Origin of the sequence: Streptococcus sp. HMSC072C09 (assembly GCF_001813105.1) — a bacterium.
In the GTDB taxonomy this organism is placed as follows: domain Bacteria; phylum Bacillota; class Bacilli; order Lactobacillales; family Streptococcaceae; genus Streptococcus.
On record NZ_KV811501.1, the window covers coordinates 58,808 to 74,400 of the forward strand.

Genomic DNA, 15,593 nt, shown 5'->3' on the forward strand with positions numbered 1-15,593 from the left:
TTATTCTCCTTCCTGTTTTTGTTGCCGTTGGTATTGTTCATAATACCAGCCTTCTTGAGCCAATAAATCACTAGCTCTGCCTTCTTCTACAATCTGTCCTTGATCCAAGACGATGATCCAATCCGCCTGATGAACAGCAGACAAGCGATGAGAAACAATAATGGTCGTCTTGTCTTTTCGTTCCTTTTGAAGCGTGTCAATAATGGCCTGTTCAGTCTTAGCATCTACTGCCGAAAGGGAATCATCTAACAGCAAGAGCTCTGCATCTCTTAAGAAGGCACGTGCCAGAGAAATCCGTTGTTTTTGACCTCCTGATACAGAGACCCCTTTCTCACCGATCAGGGTGTCCATTCCCTGAGACATCCGCTCGAGATCATCCGCAAAAGCAGCTTGGGCTACTGCTTCCACCAAGTCATCTTGGCTGGCTCCTTTTTTACCAAGCGCTATATTCTCACGGATAGACTTGGAGAATAAAATATGTTCTTGGGAAACATAGCCAATTTTTTCTTCGATGGAGTGTCGGTTGTAGTCCACGATCGGTTGCTGGTTGACCAAAAACTCTCCCTCACCAACTGGGTACTGCCGCAAGAATTGTCGAACCAGGGTAGTCTTTCCTGCACCGGTACGACCAACAATTCCAACCGTCTGTCCTTTCTGAATGGTCCAATCAATGCCTGACAGGCTCTTTCGCTCAACACCAGGATAGCTGAAAGAATAGTCCTTAAACTGCACCAAATCAATCTGCTCTAAGTAGTGAGGACCATCTGGCTCCAGATCATCCGTTTCATCAATCACTTCTTTTAATTTTTTATAGGACATTTGACCTGTCTGGTAGACCAAGATCAGGTCCGCCATCATCCACATAGGCTCAATTAAGAAGACCAAATACAGCTGTAAAGCCAATAACTTACCAAGGCTCAACTGCCCGCTTGCCAGGGACTGGCCTCCAAATAGCAGGAGCAAGACCGTCGAGAATCCAATAAACAACAGGGCTAAAGGTCCAAAAGAATACTGGATAGAGGCAATTTTGTCCCCTGTTTTGGAGAGACTGGCTGTTTTTTTCTGAAACTGTTTGACCTGCTGGTCCCGTCTACTATAGGCCCGCATGACCCGGATCCCTTCGATCGACTCCAAGACCTCATCGTTCAACTGAGCGACTGCTTCCCGGTTTTGCTCAACATACTCCTCCTGCTTTCTACTCAAAAAATAGGTAGAGACGACGAGGAAGATCATGGGAATAAAGGAAATCAAGGTTAATTGCCAAGAAATGAAAAACATGGTCGGAATAATAAAGGCAAACAAGCCACCGCCAAACAGGAGCACCATCATCCCGTAACCAGCCATATCGGCCATCCCATCCACATCTGTCGTAAAGCGCGTCAAGAGATCTCCTGAACGGAATTTCTCAAAAAAGGGACGCCGCATGGCTACTAGCTTACGAAACGCTTGACCCTGAAGGGTCGCCTTGAAATGGACTGACGACTGAAAGAGTCGCAACTGCCAATAAAAAGCCGTCAAATAATTGAGGATGGCTGACCCTACCAATAGGACCATATCCCATACAAAGTTCGATTGCGTCAGCGTCTGCTGACTCAAATGATCCACTAAACGCTGGATAACTTGCGTCGGGATCAATAAGGTGTAATCATAAAGAATCAGGACCATAGCGATCTTCACATATCGCCACTTGCGCTCCCTGATATACTCCCAAATAGCTCTGATCATATATTCTCCTTTTCAAAATGGAACAGAAAAAACCCAAGCAAGGAGCTGAGTAGGTGCTCAGTCCACACTTGGGCCTTCTGATGCCTGTCACCAATTCAGTTAAGGCAGGCAAAAATGCATACAAAAAACCCAAGACAGACTCCTCCATCTTGGGTTTCATTCAATTTTTACATAGAACTCAACTGAGATTGGAGAAGTTGTGTATTCAATTGTGTCATCAAAACATCTACTTTGTTCATGATGGTTTTCTCCTTTCTCTTTGTTGTTCTAACTTTACCACGGATTTCCTTGCTTGTCAACGTTTTTTTGAAAATTGTTGAAAAAAGCCGGACTGTTAAAGATAGACTCGCAAAAAAAGAAGCCTAGATCTTCTCTAAGCTTCTCTCTTCTGCTATGCTAGTTGCCGGGATTGAACCGGCGACCTCATCCTTACCATGGATGCGCTCTACCGACTGAGCTAAACCAGCAGTACCTATCTACTATATCATGGAGATAGGTCTTTTGTCAATATCCTGAATCATTTTTCTGCCAAATATTCTTCCTTCGTGAGGACATAGTGGACTCTTGTCACCATTCGCCCCTCTTCATGCAAGTCTAGCATCGCGTAGGGCTCCTCGTGAGAATATTTCATACCTGATTTAGCCATCACCCGGCCAGAAGCTGGATTGTCCTTATCATGAACAGCAATGAGCTTGTTCATTCCTAACTGTTCAAAAGCCAAGGCAATGACTGCCTTGGTAGCCTCTGTCGCAAGACCCTGGTTCCAATAATCTTTATTCAGAACATAGCCAATACTCCCCTTCTTCAGACAAAGATCCAAATCCAGTAAATCAATCGTCCCTATAAATTTTTCATTTTCTTTGAGCTCGATCCCCCATCTTCCAAGTGGGCTCGCTAGGTAAAAGAGGGCAATATTATTACGCGTCTCTTCTATACTTTGATTGGTTGCAAAGGTATAGCGCGTAACTGTCTCATCAGAAGCATACTCAAACATAGCTGGTGCATCTTCAAGAGTGACCGGACGCAAGTGCAAGCGCTCAGTCTCTATTTCTAGATAAGCCGCTAACTTCACATATAAATTTTCCATTTGACACTCCTTCTTTAGGGATTAGTTTAGCAAATAACCTAAAGGAAGGCAAGCTCAAATTTTTCTTGCTTTTTAACCCACTTTTCTATACAATAAAATCAATCAAAACAATCAGATAAGGAGTGAAAAGGTCATTGAGTCAAGAGAGCAATCTCACACCAATGGCCTTTTTACACCTAAATCTGAGCAAGGAGGCAAAAATGCTCATTGGAATTCCTAAAGAAATTAAAAACAACGAAAATCGGGTCGGTTTGACACCTGCAGGCGTACAAAGCTTGGTGAAGAAAGGACATCAAGTGTTGGTGGAAACAAATGCTGGACTTGGTTCTGGCTTTGTCGATGAAGATTACGCCAAACAAGGAGCGACTATTGTAGCAACTGCTGCAGAAGCTTGGGCCGCTGAGATGGTGGTCAAAGTCAAAGAACCTCTCGCTGAAGAATACGGCTTCCTTCGCGAAGACCTCTTGCTCTTCACTTACTTGCATATGGCTGCTGCTCCAGAATTAGCGGACGCTATGGTCTCAGCTAAAACAACAGGGGTGGCCTACGAAACGGTGCGTGACCTTGATGGACAATTGCCTCTCTTGGTGCCAATGAGTGAGGTTGCTGGACGGATGGCCGTGCAAATCGGTGCTCACTTCCTGACCAAACAAGAAGGTGGATCAGGCGTCCTCCTAGGTGGGGTGCCAGGTGTTCCCAAAGGGAAAGTCACCATCATCGGAGGCGGGGTCGTTGGAACCCACGCAGCTCGTATCGCCCTTGGACTCGGTGCCCAAGTGACCATCTTAGATATCAGCGCCAAACGTCTGGCTGTTCTGGAAGATGTCTTTGGTCATCAAATCCAAACCCTTATGTCCAACCCATTTAATATTGAGGCCAGCGTCCGTGATGCCGATGTTGTCATCGGTGCTGTCTTGATTCCTGGTGCTAAAGCTCCTAAATTAGTGACAGACGATATGGTTAAACAAATGCGTCCCGGTTCAGTCATCGTCGATGTGGCCGTTGACCAAGGTGGGGTTATCGAAACAGCAGACCGTGTCACAACGCATACGGAGCCAGTTTACGAAAAACATGGCGTGCTCCATTATGCCGTTGCCAATATCCCAGGGGCTGTCGCTCGTACCTCTACTATCGCCCTTACCAATGTGACCCTTCCTTATGTCGAATCCCTAGCTGACAATGGCTTCCACAAGGCAATTGCCCTCGACGAAGGCCTGCGCCAAGGGGTCACCACTTACCAAGGCCATATCACAAGCCAACCTGTTGCTACTGGTTTAGAGCGCGACTTCACCCCAATCGATGAATTGGTTTAATTTCTAACATAAAAAAGGCAAAGATCTGATGATCTTTGCCTTTTCTTTTATTCTTCTTCTTCCACATCCGGTTTTTCTTTGAGGACTGGATTTGGAATGGGCTCATAGGCCCGAATAATCTCTGCTACTACTGGATGGCGAACGACATCCTTGGCAGAGAAATGCACAAAGTCAATTTGAGAAATGTTCTTCAATTTCTCCTGAGCATCAATCAAGCCGGATTTGACATTTCGAGGAAGGTCAATCTGGCTAGTATCTCCATTGACAATCATCTTAGAGTTAAAACCAAGACGGGTCAAAAACATCTTCATCTGCATGATGGTGGTGTTTTGCGCTTCATCGAGGATGACAAAGGCATCGTCCAAGGTCCGCCCCCGCATATAAGCCAAAGGCGCTATCTCGATAATCTCCCGCTCCATCATCCGAGTGGTTTGGTCTTTCCCTAAAATTTGATAAAGAGCATCATAGACCGGACGTAGATAAGGGTCTACTTTTTCTTTGAGATCTCCTGGAAGGAAACCAAGGCTCTCTCCAGCTTCAACAGCAGGACGCGTCAAAATGATCCGCTTGACTTGACCACGCTTGAGGGCAGTCACAGCCAAGGTCACTGCTAGGAAGGTTTTCCCAGTCCCCGCTGGTCCAATCCCAAAAGTGACATCATGATTCTTGACACTATCCACATAGATCTTTTGACCAAGCGTTTTAACTCGAATGGGCTTACCGTAACTATCCTTGATAATCTCTTCTTCATAGAGAGCGATGAACTTATCCAATTCACCATTTCTCACCATGGTAATGGCGGTCACCACATCCGGCGTTCCAATGGTCATGCCACGGTTGACGAGGACCAAAAGAGCCTGGATGACTTGACGAACCTGCTCGCAGCTTTCTTCTTCCCCAATGATTTGGACGATTTCTGTCCGGGCGTGAATAGTTACCCCAAATTCTTGCTCCATCAAACGAAGATGGCGTTCGTTAGATCCAAACAAATGAAAGAGATCGTCTGGATGCGTTAATGTAATTTCAACTGAATGTTCTTGCAAATAAAGAACCTCTCTACCTGTATTTTTCTATTATTATAACAAAGAGGCCGAGAAAAAACCATCCTCGACCTATCCTTCTCTAGTGGGCTTGGTATTCTTCCCAAATCGCATCAAAATCGCCAAGATTAAAGGAAAAGCTCGCATGCTCTTCTAGATAGCGACTGACCTCGTCAAAGTCATCTGTATGCTTGGGAAAAGCAGACTCGTGAAAAGCAAGATCTGCTAGAATGGCCTTAGGAGCATTGCTTTTAGGATTACGCTCCGTCATCAACCAAGTATAAAACGATTTTCGCATAAGCCTCCTCTTAGATTAACTCTGTTCCAAACTGGTCCTGCTTGATTTTTTTGGCCTTCATCAAGCCACCCAAGGCCTTTTTGAACTGGCCTTTTGAAATCCCAAAAGTTGCCTTGATCTCTTCTGGAGATGATTTATCATTCAAGGTCATAAAGCCACCATTGGCTTCCAAATAGGTCAAAATCATTTGGGCATCGTTTTCCAACATCTCAAAGGAGCGTGGCTTCAAAGATAGGTTCAAGGTCCGGTCCACCTCACGAAAACCAATAACGCGAGCATTTAAGACCTCTCCCAAACGAGGTTCTGCATAGCGCTCACTTGGGTGGATAAAGCCCAGCATATTATTCTCTGGAAGGTAAACAAAGGTCCCAGACAATTTCAAGCGGTAGACAATGGCTGGCCAGTTTTGGTTTTGCATATTGTTGTAGGCTGGACGAGCCAAACGCTGGAAATCTTCCTGGTAGGCTAAGATCCCCCAAATCCGATCTTTCTTATCGACTTCTAAACGAATATAGAGACGATCGCCCTTTTTAGGCCATAGATCTTTGATCTCCGGTAGGATATCTAGTGAGACAACAATCTGCTTATCTGGAAGCCCTGTATCCACGAAGACTCCCAAATCCTTGCGCACTTCCGTGACCGTTCCCCAGCCAAAGCTTTCTTGAGTTGCAGTGACTTCAAGTGTCGTGAGTCGTAGTTTTTGCTTCATATCTGTATAGGCAAAGCCCTTGACACTTTCTCCGACTTGGTGTGGGCCTTCTGCTTTATCAAGCGCGTAGGTTTGGCCATCTTTTTGAACAAAATAGAAGTGATCATTTTCATCGATGACCATTCCCATGATGTAGCTTGCTAGATTCGTATTCATGTTTCCTTCTTTCCTCTTGCCTCTTCACAAGAATAATGGAAATAAAACCCAGCCAGCAGTGCCAACTGAGTCTATCTTTCCTGTAATGGTTGGGATGGATTAAACTTCCATCAATTCTTTTTCTTTGTGAGCTGTCATTTCATCTACATGCTTAACAGCGTCATCCGTAACTTTTTGAATCTCTTTTTCAAGACCTTTCAATTCATCTTCTGTGATTTCTTTTGCTTTTTCTTGTTTCTTCGCTTCATCCATAGCATCACGACGAATGTTACGGATCGCTACTTTAGCATTTTCACCCACTTTTTTCACTTCTTTTGCCAAGTCGCGACGAGTTTCTTCTGTCAAAGCTGGGATAACCAAGCGGATAACAGATCCATCGTTGGCTGGAGTGATACCAAGGTCAGAAGCATTGATGCTGTGCTCGATGTCTTTCAAAGATGATTTATCAAATGGTGTGATCAACAAGACACGCGCCTCTGGAATGGTGATAGATGCCAATTGGTTCAATGGAGTCTCTACTCCGTAGTATTCTACGAAAATACGATCCAAAAGACTTGCATTTGCACGTCCAGCACGGATGCTACCAAATTCACGTCCCAAACTTTGGTGAGACTGGGTCATTCTTTCTTTTGCTTTTTCTACGATTGGGTTTGCCATAATCTTCCTCTATTTTCTATTATTTTTCTACGTTATTCGATACGGTTGTACCGATATTTTCACCAAAGACAACACGTTTGATATTGCCTGGTTCATTCATGTTAAAGACAACCAAGTCAATGTCGTTGTCCATGGAGAGTGTAGAAGCTGTTGAGTCCATGATGCGAAGACCTTTATTGATCACATCACGGTGAGTCAATTCCTCAAATTTCACAGCTGAAGCATCTTTTTTCGGATCGGCATTGTAAACACCATCGACCCCATTTTTGGCCATGAGAATGGCATCTGCTTCAATCTCAGCTGCACGAAGGGCTGCGGTCGTATCTGTTGAGAAGTAAGGAGAACCGATCCCTGCACCAAAGATCACGATCCGATCTTTTTCAAGGTGACGAAGGGCACGACCACGGATATATGGTTCTGCGACTTGTTGCATGGCAATCGCAGTTTGAACACGGGTATCCACGCCAACTTGTTGAAGCGAATCAGCCATCACAAGAGCGTTCATGACAGTCCCAAGCATACCTGTGTAGTCTGCTTGGACACGATCCATCCCTGCTTCAGCAGCAGGTTCTCCACGCCAAAGGTTTCCCCCTCCAATCACCAAGGCAATTTCAATTCCAAGTTCATGAACTTCCTTGATTTCTTGGGCCATATTTTGGACAGTTTTGATATCGATTCCGACACCACGTTCGCCGGCAAGAGCCTCACCAGATAGCTTGATTAAGATACGTTTATACTTAGGTTCTACCATTTTCTCTCTCCTTTTTTGATCTGTATTATTTTACCATAAATTACGTTTTTTATATAGTCATATCTATCAAAATTTTCTTTTTTCCATCCGATTAGTTTTACCAACTGTAGCAAATAAAAATGGCGTACAAAAAAAGCTACCCGAAGGCAGCTTTTCATTTCAATTAAAGTGAGTTAACATCCACTTTGATACCAGGACCTTGAGTTGTAGTCAAAGTCAAGCTAGTTACGTAAGTACCTTTAGCTGTAGCTGGTTTTGCTTTTTGGATTGTGTCGTTGAAAGCTTTAAAGTTTTCAACCAATTTAGTATCATCGAATGAAACTTTACCGATGATCGCTTGAACGATACCTGCTTTATCAGCACGGTAAGTGATTTTACCACCTTTAGACTCTTCAACTGCTTTCGCAACATCCATTGTTACTGTACCAGTTTTAGGGTTTGGCATCAAGTTACGTGGTCCAAGGACACGTCCAAGACGTCCAACAAGAGCCATCATGTCAGGTGTAGCGATAACAACGTCGAAGTCCAACCAACCATCGTTGATTTTCGCAACAAGGTCATCTTCACCTACGAAGTCTGCACCAGCAGCTTTTGCTTCTTCAGCTTTTGCACCACGTGCAAATACAAGTACGCGAGCTGTTTTACCAGTTCCGTTTGGCAATACCATTGCACCACGGATTTGTTGGTCAGCTTTTTTCACGTCGATGTTCAAGTTGTAAGCAACTTCTACAGTTGCGTCAAATTTTGCAAAGTTAGTTTCTTTTGCAAGAGCTACAGCTTCTTCTACGCTGTAGACTTTTGTGCTGTCGATTTTTTCAAGAGCAGCACGAAGTTGTTTGCTTTTTTTAGCCATTTTATCTTTCTCCTTGTAATGTGGTCATATCGATTTTCATCTCCCACGTCACTCGTCATTTGATCAAGTGTATTGCGGGCAAATAGGATTGTTACAATTAGTCAGTAACAGTGAATCCCATAGAACGAGCAGTACCTTCGATCATACGCATTGCAGACTCAATGTTTGCAGCGTTCAAATCTGGCATCTTAGTTTCAGCGATTTGTTGTACTTGTGCACGAGTTACAGTTGCAACTTTCGTTTTGTTCGGTGTACCTGAACCTTTTTCAACACCTGCAGCTTTTTTCAAAAGAACAGCAGCTGGTGGTGTTTTTGTAACGAAATCGAATGATTTGTCTTCATAAACAGTGATAACAACTGGGATGATCATACCAGCTTGATCAGCTGTACGAGCGTTAAACTCTTTAGTGAATCCCATGATGTTGATACCTGCTTGACCAAGCGCTGGACCAACCGGTGGAGCTGGAGTAGCTTTACCAGCAGGGATTTGCAATTTTACAAGTTTTTCGACTTTTTTAGCCATTTCTTAAATCCTCCTTTGTGGTTTTGGCGGTAATTACAGATTTTTACCTCCCACAAGTATGCTTTGTGCATACCTTTCTATTATACACGATTTCTCTTTTTTTGCAAGAAAAAATTAAAATATAGTAAACTTTTTTTTCGTTTTATGATAGAATGAAGCTATGTTAATCAAAGTTGCTTCTGTATTATTTATTTTTTTAACGCTGATTCTGAGCGGCATCATTGTTCACCTCTTTAAACTCCAAAAAAGAGGATGGCGATCTACCGATATTGCCTTTCCTTTATTTGCCTTGGAGTACTACCTGATCTCAGACAGCGCCTTTTACCACAGCCTCTTACCACTATTAGCCTTGAGCCTTTCGCTTTTGGCCTTGGGGCTAACGATTTATTTCTTAAAAAAGAAAAAGTGTTTTTATTATCCGAAATTTATCAAATACTTCTGGCGCGCTGGATTTCTAGTTACCTTCTTGCTCTATCTGATCTTAACCGCTAGTTTGTTTATCTAATGGCAAAGAGGCTGGGACAAAAGTCCTAGCCTCTCAATTGTTTTTGGATTGTCGAGCAAGACGCAGTGGTTGAGTGGGCTCTACTACGCTGATTTCATCAGCTTTTACAGCCCTACTCAACTGTGCGGAGGTGGGACGACGAAATCGAATTCTAACGAATTACCGATTTCTGTCCCACTCTCTTTTTTATTTCTTTCGATGAAAGAACCAGCCCACTAGTTTCTTGAATACTTGAATCAAGAAGAGAGCAAGAACTGCCATGATAGCGCAGATAAGCAGCGTTTGAAGCCTCAAGGGGCTCATGTTAAAGAATCTCCCTAAGATACTACTTGAAACCAGGAAGGCTAGGATATTTCCTAGAAGAACCAGTCTCTTGTAGTGATTGAGAGGCTGGGATTCTTGATAGATAATGGTAAAGCCAACGAAGGCCATCAAGCAGATGGCTGCACTTGAGAGTTCTTCCGACCTCATGCCAAATGTTGAAGAGAGCAATACCAAACTAAAGATCAGTATAAAATCCGTCAAGGCAGCAGGTAGCGCATTTTTAAAGACCGTTTCGATAAAGCGCCCTTTGATGCGCTCGCTATTGGGCTCAAGCGCTAGAAAGAATCCTGGAATCCCAATCGTAAAACCACTGATCAAAGACATCTGTGACGGCATAATGGGATAGGTAAAGGCTAAAAGCGTCACTGAGATGGCCAACAAAATGGAAAAGATATTCTTGATCAAAAAGAGACTGGCTGATCGTTGAATATTATTGACCACCCGCCGACCTTCTGCCACGATGGACGGCATCTTTCCAAAGTCGGAATCCAGTAAAACCACTTGCGCCATCTTTTTGGTCGCATCATTTCCAGATTCCATCGCAATACTACAATCCGCTGTTTTGAGGGCCAGAATATCGTTGACGCCATCTCCAGTCATGGCGACTTTATGCCCCTTTGCCTGCAAGCCTTCTACAAGGCTTTTCTTTTGCTCTGGTGTCACTCGACCAAAGACTGTATACTGGCTCGCCGCTTGGTGCAAGTCTTCTTCCGTCAGCAAGGTTCTGGCATCGATTAGATCTTCTGCTCCTTTAATGCCTGCTTTTTGCGCGATGGCAGAAACTGTAGCTGGGTTGTCCCCTGAAATGACCTTAATGGTCACTCCTTGTTGTTTGAAGTAGGCGAAGGTTTCTTTGGCATTTTTTCTCAAAGGATTGGAGAGAATAATCCAGGCTACCAAGTCTACAGGAGCCTCTAAAGTCTCTCCCAGGTGTTCTCCCTTATATTTCCCAAAGGCCAAGACCCGATTCCCTGCCTGAGTAGCAGGAGCTATCTCTTGTTCAAGCTCAGAGAAGCCCTCTCGTAAGACAAATTCTGGAGCCCCCAATACATAGATCCCAGATTCAAAGGCAATGGCCCCATACTTTTTCTTAGACGTAAAGGGCTGAATGTCGAGAGCCTCCCAAGGCTGGCTGACTTGTGTCTTGTGGAATTTACGGATGGCATCCATGGTATCGTTTTGATCCATACTAGCTTCTACATACTGAGCTAGAGCTTCCAAGTCTTGAGCGTCTTTAACTGGACGAATCTCTGTTACTTCCATACCCGGCTCTGTAATGGTCCCTGTCTTATCGACACAAAGGATATCCACGCGCGATAAGGTCTCAATCCCCTTCATGCTATTGAGCAGGACCTTTTCCTTGGCTAATCTGACAGCACCCAGAGCCAGTGCCAAGGTCATCAAGAGATACAAGCCTTCTGGAATCATCCCGATCAAGGCCCCGACTGTTGAAGTCACACTGAGCTTGAGACTATCGCCTAGGCTGATATAGCTGCGAAGAAAAAGGAGCGAACCTAGCGGAATGATAAGGAGACCAATGATCCCCACAATGCGATTGACCGCATGGACCATATCGGACTCCTCATGAGACTTGACCTGCTTGGCTTCCAGGCTCAATTGGTTGATGTAGGAGTCGTTCCCAACTTTATCCAATCGTGCCAGTCCTTGACCAGCAATCACAAAGCTACCTGACATGAGCGCATCTTGCGCTCCTTTTTTGACCTCATCGGCTTCACCTGTCAATTGCGACTCATCGACTTTTAGCTCGCCCTCCAGCAAGACCCCATCCGCATAGATCTGATCTCCAGCTTGAAAACGAACCAGATCGCCCTCTACCAGCTGATCGATCGGTAGAGCGACTTCTTTTCCTTCGCGAAGAACGATCGCCTCACTCATATGCAGAAATTGCATCTGACGCAAGATCCGTCGAGAGCGGACTTCCTGCACAATTCCTACCAAGGAGTTGACCACGACGACCGGGACAAACAAGAGATTGTTCCAAGACTTCACTGCTACCAGCAAGACCGCTAAGACCAGGAAAATCAGATTAAAGTAAGTAAAGACATTGTCTCGAATGATCTGCCCAATACTTTTTTCTGTCTTAATCGTGACCCTATTTTGCTTGCCCTCTTGGATCTTTTTGGCTACTTCTTCCTGACTGAGTCCTTCTAATCTAACCATTGCTTTCCTCACTCATGTATTTCCAAGGGCAATCCTTCTGGATCGAAGAAAAATGCCATCTTCTTGCCATCAAAGTCATCATAGCGAAGGCCTGTATTCTCAATACCTAGCTGATCCAATCTAGCTAGATACGTCTCTACATCGTCCACTTGAAAGGCTAGATGACGCAGTCCCGCATGCTCGGGCAAGGGGAGCTTAGGCCGTTCTGGGGCCGTCGGTTTGATAAAGAGTTCTAAAGTCAGCTGACCCTGACGGAGATTGATCAAGATATCTCCGCGTTCGGGACGGTCATACTCACTGACAATCGCAAAGCCCAACTGGTCCACATAAAAATGCAACATGGCGTCGCGATCCCGTCCAATGATGGCAATATGATGAATCGTGTCTAACTTCATCTGGTCCTACTTTCTATTTTCTATAAAAAGAAAAGGGAGTGGGACATATGCCCTTTTTCCCTATTCTTATGATTGTTGCAATACTTTTCGAGGCTTGGTTCCTTCAGCTGGTCCAATCACACCCGCTGCTTCCAACTCTTCCATGAGGCGAGTCGCTCGGTTAAAACCAACCGATAAGCGGCGCTGGATCATGGAAGCACTGGCTTTTTGGGTTTCAATCACGAGCGCCTTTGCCTCTTCAAAGAGAGGATCGCCTTCGTCTGAGCCACCCATACCTCCGTCAAAGTCTGACTCCGATACTTCTCCTGGATCAAAGGCATCATCATAATCAGCTTCTGCCTGCTCTTTGACAAAGTTGACAATCCGCTCCACATCATCATCAGAGATAAAGGATCCTTGGAGACGGATCGGATGATTTTCATCAATCGGTTTAAAGAGCATGTCCCCGCGACCGAGCAATTTCTCTGCTCCATTTTCATCCAAGATGGTCCGTGAGTCGGTCCCAGATGATACCGCAAAAGCGACACGGGAAGGCACATTGGCCTTGATCAAACCTGAGATAACGTCAACCGATGGCCGTTGGGTCGCGAGAATCATGTGGATCCCCGCTGCACGCGCCTTCTGTCCAAGGCGAATAATGGCATCTTCTACTTCTTTACTTGCGACCATCATTAAGTCTGCCAACTCATCGACAATGACCACGATCAATGGAAGGGGCACTTGCTTCATCTCAGACTGGGCATTGTACTCAGCCACCTTGGCATTAAAGCCAGCAATATTACGAGCACCCACTTTCGAGAAGAGCTCATAGCGATTTTCCATCTCATCAACGACCTTCTGCAGGGCTCGACTAGCCTTGCGTGGGTTGGTCACCACTGGAATCAATAGATGAGGAATATCATTGTAGACAGAAAGCTCCACCATCTTTGGATCGACCATCATAAACTTAACTTCGTCCGGACGGGCCTTCATCAAGATACTCGAAATAATCCCATTAACCGCTACTGACTTACCAGATCCGGTAGACCCCGCTACCAAGAGGTGGGGCATCCGAGCCAAATCAAAGGTCCGAGCTGAACCATCTACAGCCTTCCCAAGAGGAATCTCAAGGAGTTTAGCTGGATCTGTTTTGGACTGCTCCCACAATTCACGGAAGGAAACCGTCGCAATCTCTGAGTTGGGCACTTCAATCCCGACCAGAGACTTCCCTGGAATCGGTGCTTCAATCCGCACATCCTTGGCTGCTAGGGCCAAGGCCAAATCATCTGCTAGGTTAGAGATGCGGTTGACCCGCACACCAACAGCTGGCTTGACTTCATACTTGGTGACAGAAGGACCGATCTCTGCCCGCTCCACTGTCGCCTTGATATTGAAGCTTGCAAAGGTCTCTTCCAAAATGCGGATGTTCTGGCGAACGATGTTTTTCTCTTTGGATTGATTTTTGGGCTTGTCAGGTGCGAAGAGATCAATGGTTGGAAGCTTGTACTGGAGGAGTTCCTTAGGTGTGAAATCCACTTGAACTTCTTCCCCATCGTCCTCGAATTCTTCGGCTTCCGGAAGCTCTTCGTATGCTTCAGGCTCTTCAGGCCATTCTTCATCTGGCAGGTAGATCTCTGGTGTTGCTGGTGCGACAATTTCAGCTTCTGAGAAAGACTCTGTGAACGGCTCCTCCGCCAGCACCTCTCCCGTTTCAGGGTCTACAGGATACCCTTCCATTGAAAGGGGAGTTGGAAGAACTGCACTTGCTTCTTCTTGCTCTCGTTCAGCTGCAGCAGCTTCCTCAGTAGCTCTCGCTTCCTGTTCAAGGAATTTCTGCTCGCGACGTTCTTTGCGTTTTTCCATAGAAGAGTGGAAGGCTTCCGATCCCTTTTCAAACAAATCATAGATGGAGTAAGGACTCATCAAGAGGATCCCCAATCCAATAAAGAGAAGGCCAATAAAATAAGAGCCAATATTTGAAAAGAGGAAGGAAATCGGGGCATAAAGAAGGGCACCGATCATACCACCACCGGCAAAGCTCTCCACTCGCAGATGAATCAAGTCTGCCATGATTCTTGAAAAGGTGACCTTGATTCCATTATTGTCTAAATGAAGGGAGGATACAAAGAAGGCCTGAAACATCAAGAGAACCCCAGCAAAGAAGCTTAGGAATCCTGAAATCACCCCTTCGTGTTTGTCCAGCCATTTAAAGGCATAGAGGTAGAAAAAGGTCGCTAAAATAGCCAAGTAAGCCAAACTCCCAACAATCAGTCGGATCAAGTTGTAGGCCAAGACCCCTACTGCTCCCAATTTCAAGGCCGCAAAAACTAAAACCAGACTAATGAGAATGGTCGCAATCATGCGATGAATCGCTTTTTTTCTTTCTAATTCTGCTTTGGACAGTCGTCTCGTCGACCGTGTTTTTTTTGATTGATTATTGTTTGCCATAACCTTTATTATATCACATTTCCAGGCCAGTTCTCTAGTAAAATCATTTCCTCAATTTTTCAGAATAAAGTAAAAAAACAGCACCGAGTAGGCACTGTTTTAGATGTTTTTCTTTGGATGGCGGTCAATGATGGCTTGATAGTCTTTCAGCGCTTGCTTTCCTTTGTCCGTCAACTGATAACCCCGAATTGTGAACTGCTCCGTCAGTTCTTCCTCCGTAAAATGGTCAGACAAAGCTTGATTCAAATCAGCTGCTTTCATCTTGGACAAACCCGCAACTCCCTTCTTTTTGAGAATGGCTTTTTTCATGGTCGCATTGATATGGTCCAGTGAATCAAAAGCGGATTCAATAAAAGTATAGCCCTTCTCCACTAAAGCCTTCAAGTGTTCCGACGCATGAATCCCATAAGTATATTCGAAGTACTTAGGAAACCAAGTCTCTGTCGTAAAGGTTCCAAAATGGATTCGCCACAAGAGAATGATATCCCCAGCAAGCAAGCCATCTCGAAGTAGCTCCATATTCCGTTTGGAAACAGGCTTTGGATCCAACAACCAAGCTTCCAAATCCCTCTCAGGTGAAATATAGGGTTTCACCTCGTGATCGGAGTAAAATTTTTCCATTACATCTGAAATAGTCGTCATAAGTCTC

At 44.9% G+C, this 15,593-nt stretch carries 15 protein-coding genes, 1 tRNA gene and 1 pseudogene; 2 read left to right on the forward strand and 15 right to left on the reverse strand.

Features of this window, described 5'->3' with window-relative positions; all coding sequences use genetic code 11:
- The 3 genes from tetA(46) to HMPREF2893_RS06065 form a co-directional block, all read right to left on the reverse strand.
- Positions 1 to 1,725, reverse strand: a complete 1,725-nt coding sequence (gene tetA(46), locus HMPREF2893_RS06050; RefSeq protein ID WP_070466347.1) for a tetracycline efflux ABC transporter Tet(46) subunit A — start codon at positions 1,723 to 1,725, stop codon at positions 1 to 3.
- Positions 1,726 to 2,119: 394 nt separating this feature from the next.
- Positions 2,120 to 2,192 (reverse strand) — tRNA-Thr (locus tag HMPREF2893_RS06060).
- A gap of 50 nt (positions 2,193 to 2,242) precedes the next feature.
- The gene (locus tag HMPREF2893_RS06065; protein WP_070466351.1) at positions 2,243 to 2,812 is read right to left on the reverse strand and encodes a GNAT family N-acetyltransferase; all 570 of its coding nucleotides are present in this window, start codon (positions 2,810 to 2,812) and stop codon (positions 2,243 to 2,245) included.
- Positions 2,813 to 3,012: 200 nt separating this feature from the next.
- Between HMPREF2893_RS06065 and ald the strand changes: the two genes are divergently transcribed.
- Complete coding sequence (gene ald, locus HMPREF2893_RS06070) at positions 3,013 to 4,125, forward strand: alanine dehydrogenase (RefSeq protein WP_023918764.1); 1,113 nt, start codon at positions 3,013 to 3,015, stop codon at positions 4,123 to 4,125.
- 47 nt (positions 4,126 to 4,172) lie between these two features.
- Here ald and HMPREF2893_RS06075 read toward each other — a convergent pair whose 3' ends face one another.
- The 7 genes from HMPREF2893_RS06075 to rplK form a co-directional block, all read right to left on the reverse strand.
- Positions 4,173 to 5,168 (reverse strand): PhoH family protein, encoded by a 996-nt coding sequence (locus tag HMPREF2893_RS06075; protein WP_023918766.1) that lies wholly within the window; start codon positions 5,166 to 5,168, stop codon positions 4,173 to 4,175.
- A 79-nt stretch (positions 5,169 to 5,247) separates the two neighbouring features.
- Positions 5,248 to 5,463 carry a YozE family protein gene (locus tag HMPREF2893_RS06080; protein ID WP_003005127.1) on the reverse strand — a complete coding sequence of 72 codons (216 nt, stop codon included), beginning with the start codon at positions 5,461 to 5,463 and terminating at the stop codon, positions 5,248 to 5,250.
- A gap of 10 nt (positions 5,464 to 5,473) precedes the next feature.
- On the reverse strand, positions 5,474 to 6,328 hold the full coding sequence (gene cvfB, locus HMPREF2893_RS06085; RefSeq protein ID WP_003005366.1) for an RNA-binding virulence regulatory protein CvfB: 855 nt from the start codon (positions 6,326 to 6,328) through the stop codon (positions 5,474 to 5,476).
- Positions 6,329 to 6,427: 99 nt separating this feature from the next.
- Entirely contained in the window at positions 6,428 to 6,985 is a 558-nt protein-coding gene (frr, locus tag HMPREF2893_RS06090) for a ribosome recycling factor (RefSeq protein ID WP_003005165.1), read from the reverse strand.
- Between the two features lie 19 nt (positions 6,986 to 7,004).
- Positions 7,005 to 7,736 (reverse strand): UMP kinase, encoded by a 732-nt coding sequence (pyrH, locus tag HMPREF2893_RS06095; protein ID WP_003005706.1) that lies wholly within the window; start codon positions 7,734 to 7,736, stop codon positions 7,005 to 7,007.
- Positions 7,737 to 7,899: 163 nt separating this feature from the next.
- Complete coding sequence (gene rplA, locus HMPREF2893_RS06100) at positions 7,900 to 8,589, reverse strand: 50S ribosomal protein L1 (RefSeq protein ID WP_003005355.1); 690 nt, start codon at positions 8,587 to 8,589, stop codon at positions 7,900 to 7,902.
- A 97-nt stretch (positions 8,590 to 8,686) separates the two neighbouring features.
- Complete coding sequence (gene rplK, locus HMPREF2893_RS06105; protein WP_003005369.1) at positions 8,687 to 9,112, reverse strand: 50S ribosomal protein L11; 426 nt, start codon at positions 9,110 to 9,112, stop codon at positions 8,687 to 8,689.
- A gap of 160 nt (positions 9,113 to 9,272) precedes the next feature.
- Between rplK and HMPREF2893_RS06110 the strand changes: the two genes are divergently transcribed.
- Positions 9,273 to 9,617, forward strand: a complete 345-nt coding sequence (locus HMPREF2893_RS06110) for a DUF3397 family protein (RefSeq protein ID WP_024056054.1) — start codon at positions 9,273 to 9,275, stop codon at positions 9,615 to 9,617.
- A 186-nt stretch (positions 9,618 to 9,803) separates the two neighbouring features.
- On the opposite strand, the gene HMPREF2893_RS06115 is transcribed toward HMPREF2893_RS06110, so the two are convergent.
- The 5 genes and pseudogenes from HMPREF2893_RS06115 to HMPREF2893_RS06130 form a co-directional block, all read right to left on the reverse strand.
- Positions 9,804 to 12,122 carry an HAD-IC family P-type ATPase gene (locus tag HMPREF2893_RS06115; RefSeq protein WP_049522637.1) on the reverse strand — a complete coding sequence of 773 codons (2,319 nt, stop codon included), beginning with the start codon at positions 12,120 to 12,122 and terminating at the stop codon, positions 9,804 to 9,806.
- A gap of 8 nt (positions 12,123 to 12,130) precedes the next feature.
- A complete protein-coding gene (locus tag HMPREF2893_RS06120; protein WP_021153652.1) occupies positions 12,131 to 12,517 on the reverse strand; it encodes an SMU1112c/YaeR family gloxylase I-like metalloprotein in 387 nt (128 codons plus the stop codon).
- A 66-nt stretch (positions 12,518 to 12,583) separates the two neighbouring features.
- Complete coding sequence (locus tag HMPREF2893_RS11300; RefSeq protein WP_398577639.1) at positions 12,584 to 12,790, reverse strand: DNA translocase FtsK; 207 nt, start codon at positions 12,788 to 12,790, stop codon at positions 12,584 to 12,586.
- A 42-nt stretch (positions 12,791 to 12,832) separates the two neighbouring features.
- Positions 12,833 to 14,944 (reverse strand): annotated as a pseudogene (locus HMPREF2893_RS06125) (DNA translocase FtsK); the annotation flags it as partial.
- A gap of 99 nt (positions 14,945 to 15,043) precedes the next feature.
- The gene (locus tag HMPREF2893_RS06130; RefSeq protein ID WP_070675036.1) at positions 15,044 to 15,586 is read right to left on the reverse strand and encodes a hypothetical protein; all 543 of its coding nucleotides are present in this window, start codon (positions 15,584 to 15,586) and stop codon (positions 15,044 to 15,046) included.
- Positions 15,587 to 15,593: the final 7 nt, after the last annotated feature.

Coding starts and splice junctions, on each gene's coding strand:
- HMPREF2893_RS06065 (WP_070466351.1), bottom strand. CDS start 2,812: ATGGAAAATTTATATGTGAAGTTAGCGGCTTATCTAGAAATAGAGACT.
- ald (WP_023918764.1), top strand. CDS start 3,013: ATGCTCATTGGAATTCCTAAAGAAATTAAAAACAACGAAAATCGGGTC.
- HMPREF2893_RS06080 (WP_003005127.1), bottom strand. CDS start 5,463: ATGCGAAAATCGTTTTATACTTGGTTGATGACGGAGCGTAATCCTAAA.
- cvfB (WP_003005366.1), bottom strand. CDS start 6,328: ATGAATACGAATCTAGCAAGCTACATCATGGGAATGGTCATCGATGAA.
- frr (WP_003005165.1), bottom strand. CDS start 6,985: ATGGCAAACCCAATCGTAGAAAAAGCAAAAGAAAGAATGACCCAGTCT.
- pyrH (WP_003005706.1), bottom strand. CDS start 7,736: ATGGTAGAACCTAAGTATAAACGTATCTTAATCAAGCTATCTGGTGAG.
- rplA (WP_003005355.1), bottom strand. CDS start 8,589: ATGGCTAAAAAAAGCAAACAACTTCGTGCTGCTCTTGAAAAAATCGAC.
- rplK (WP_003005369.1), bottom strand. CDS start 9,112: ATGGCTAAAAAAGTCGAAAAACTTGTAAAATTGCAAATCCCTGCTGGT.
- HMPREF2893_RS06110 (WP_024056054.1), top strand. CDS start 9,273: ATGTTAATCAAAGTTGCTTCTGTATTATTTATTTTTTTAACGCTGATT.
- HMPREF2893_RS06115 (WP_049522637.1), bottom strand. CDS start 12,122: ATGGTTAGATTAGAAGGACTCAGTCAGGAAGAAGTAGCCAAAAAGATC.
- HMPREF2893_RS06120 (WP_021153652.1), bottom strand. CDS start 12,517: ATGAAGTTAGACACGATTCATCATATTGCCATCATTGGACGGGATCGC.
- HMPREF2893_RS11300 (WP_398577639.1), bottom strand. CDS start 12,790: ATGGGTGGCTCAGACGAAGGCGATCCTCTCTTTGAAGAGGCAAAGGCG.
- HMPREF2893_RS06130 (WP_070675036.1), bottom strand. CDS start 15,586: ATGACGACTATTTCAGATGTAATGGAAAAATTTTACTCCGATCACGAG.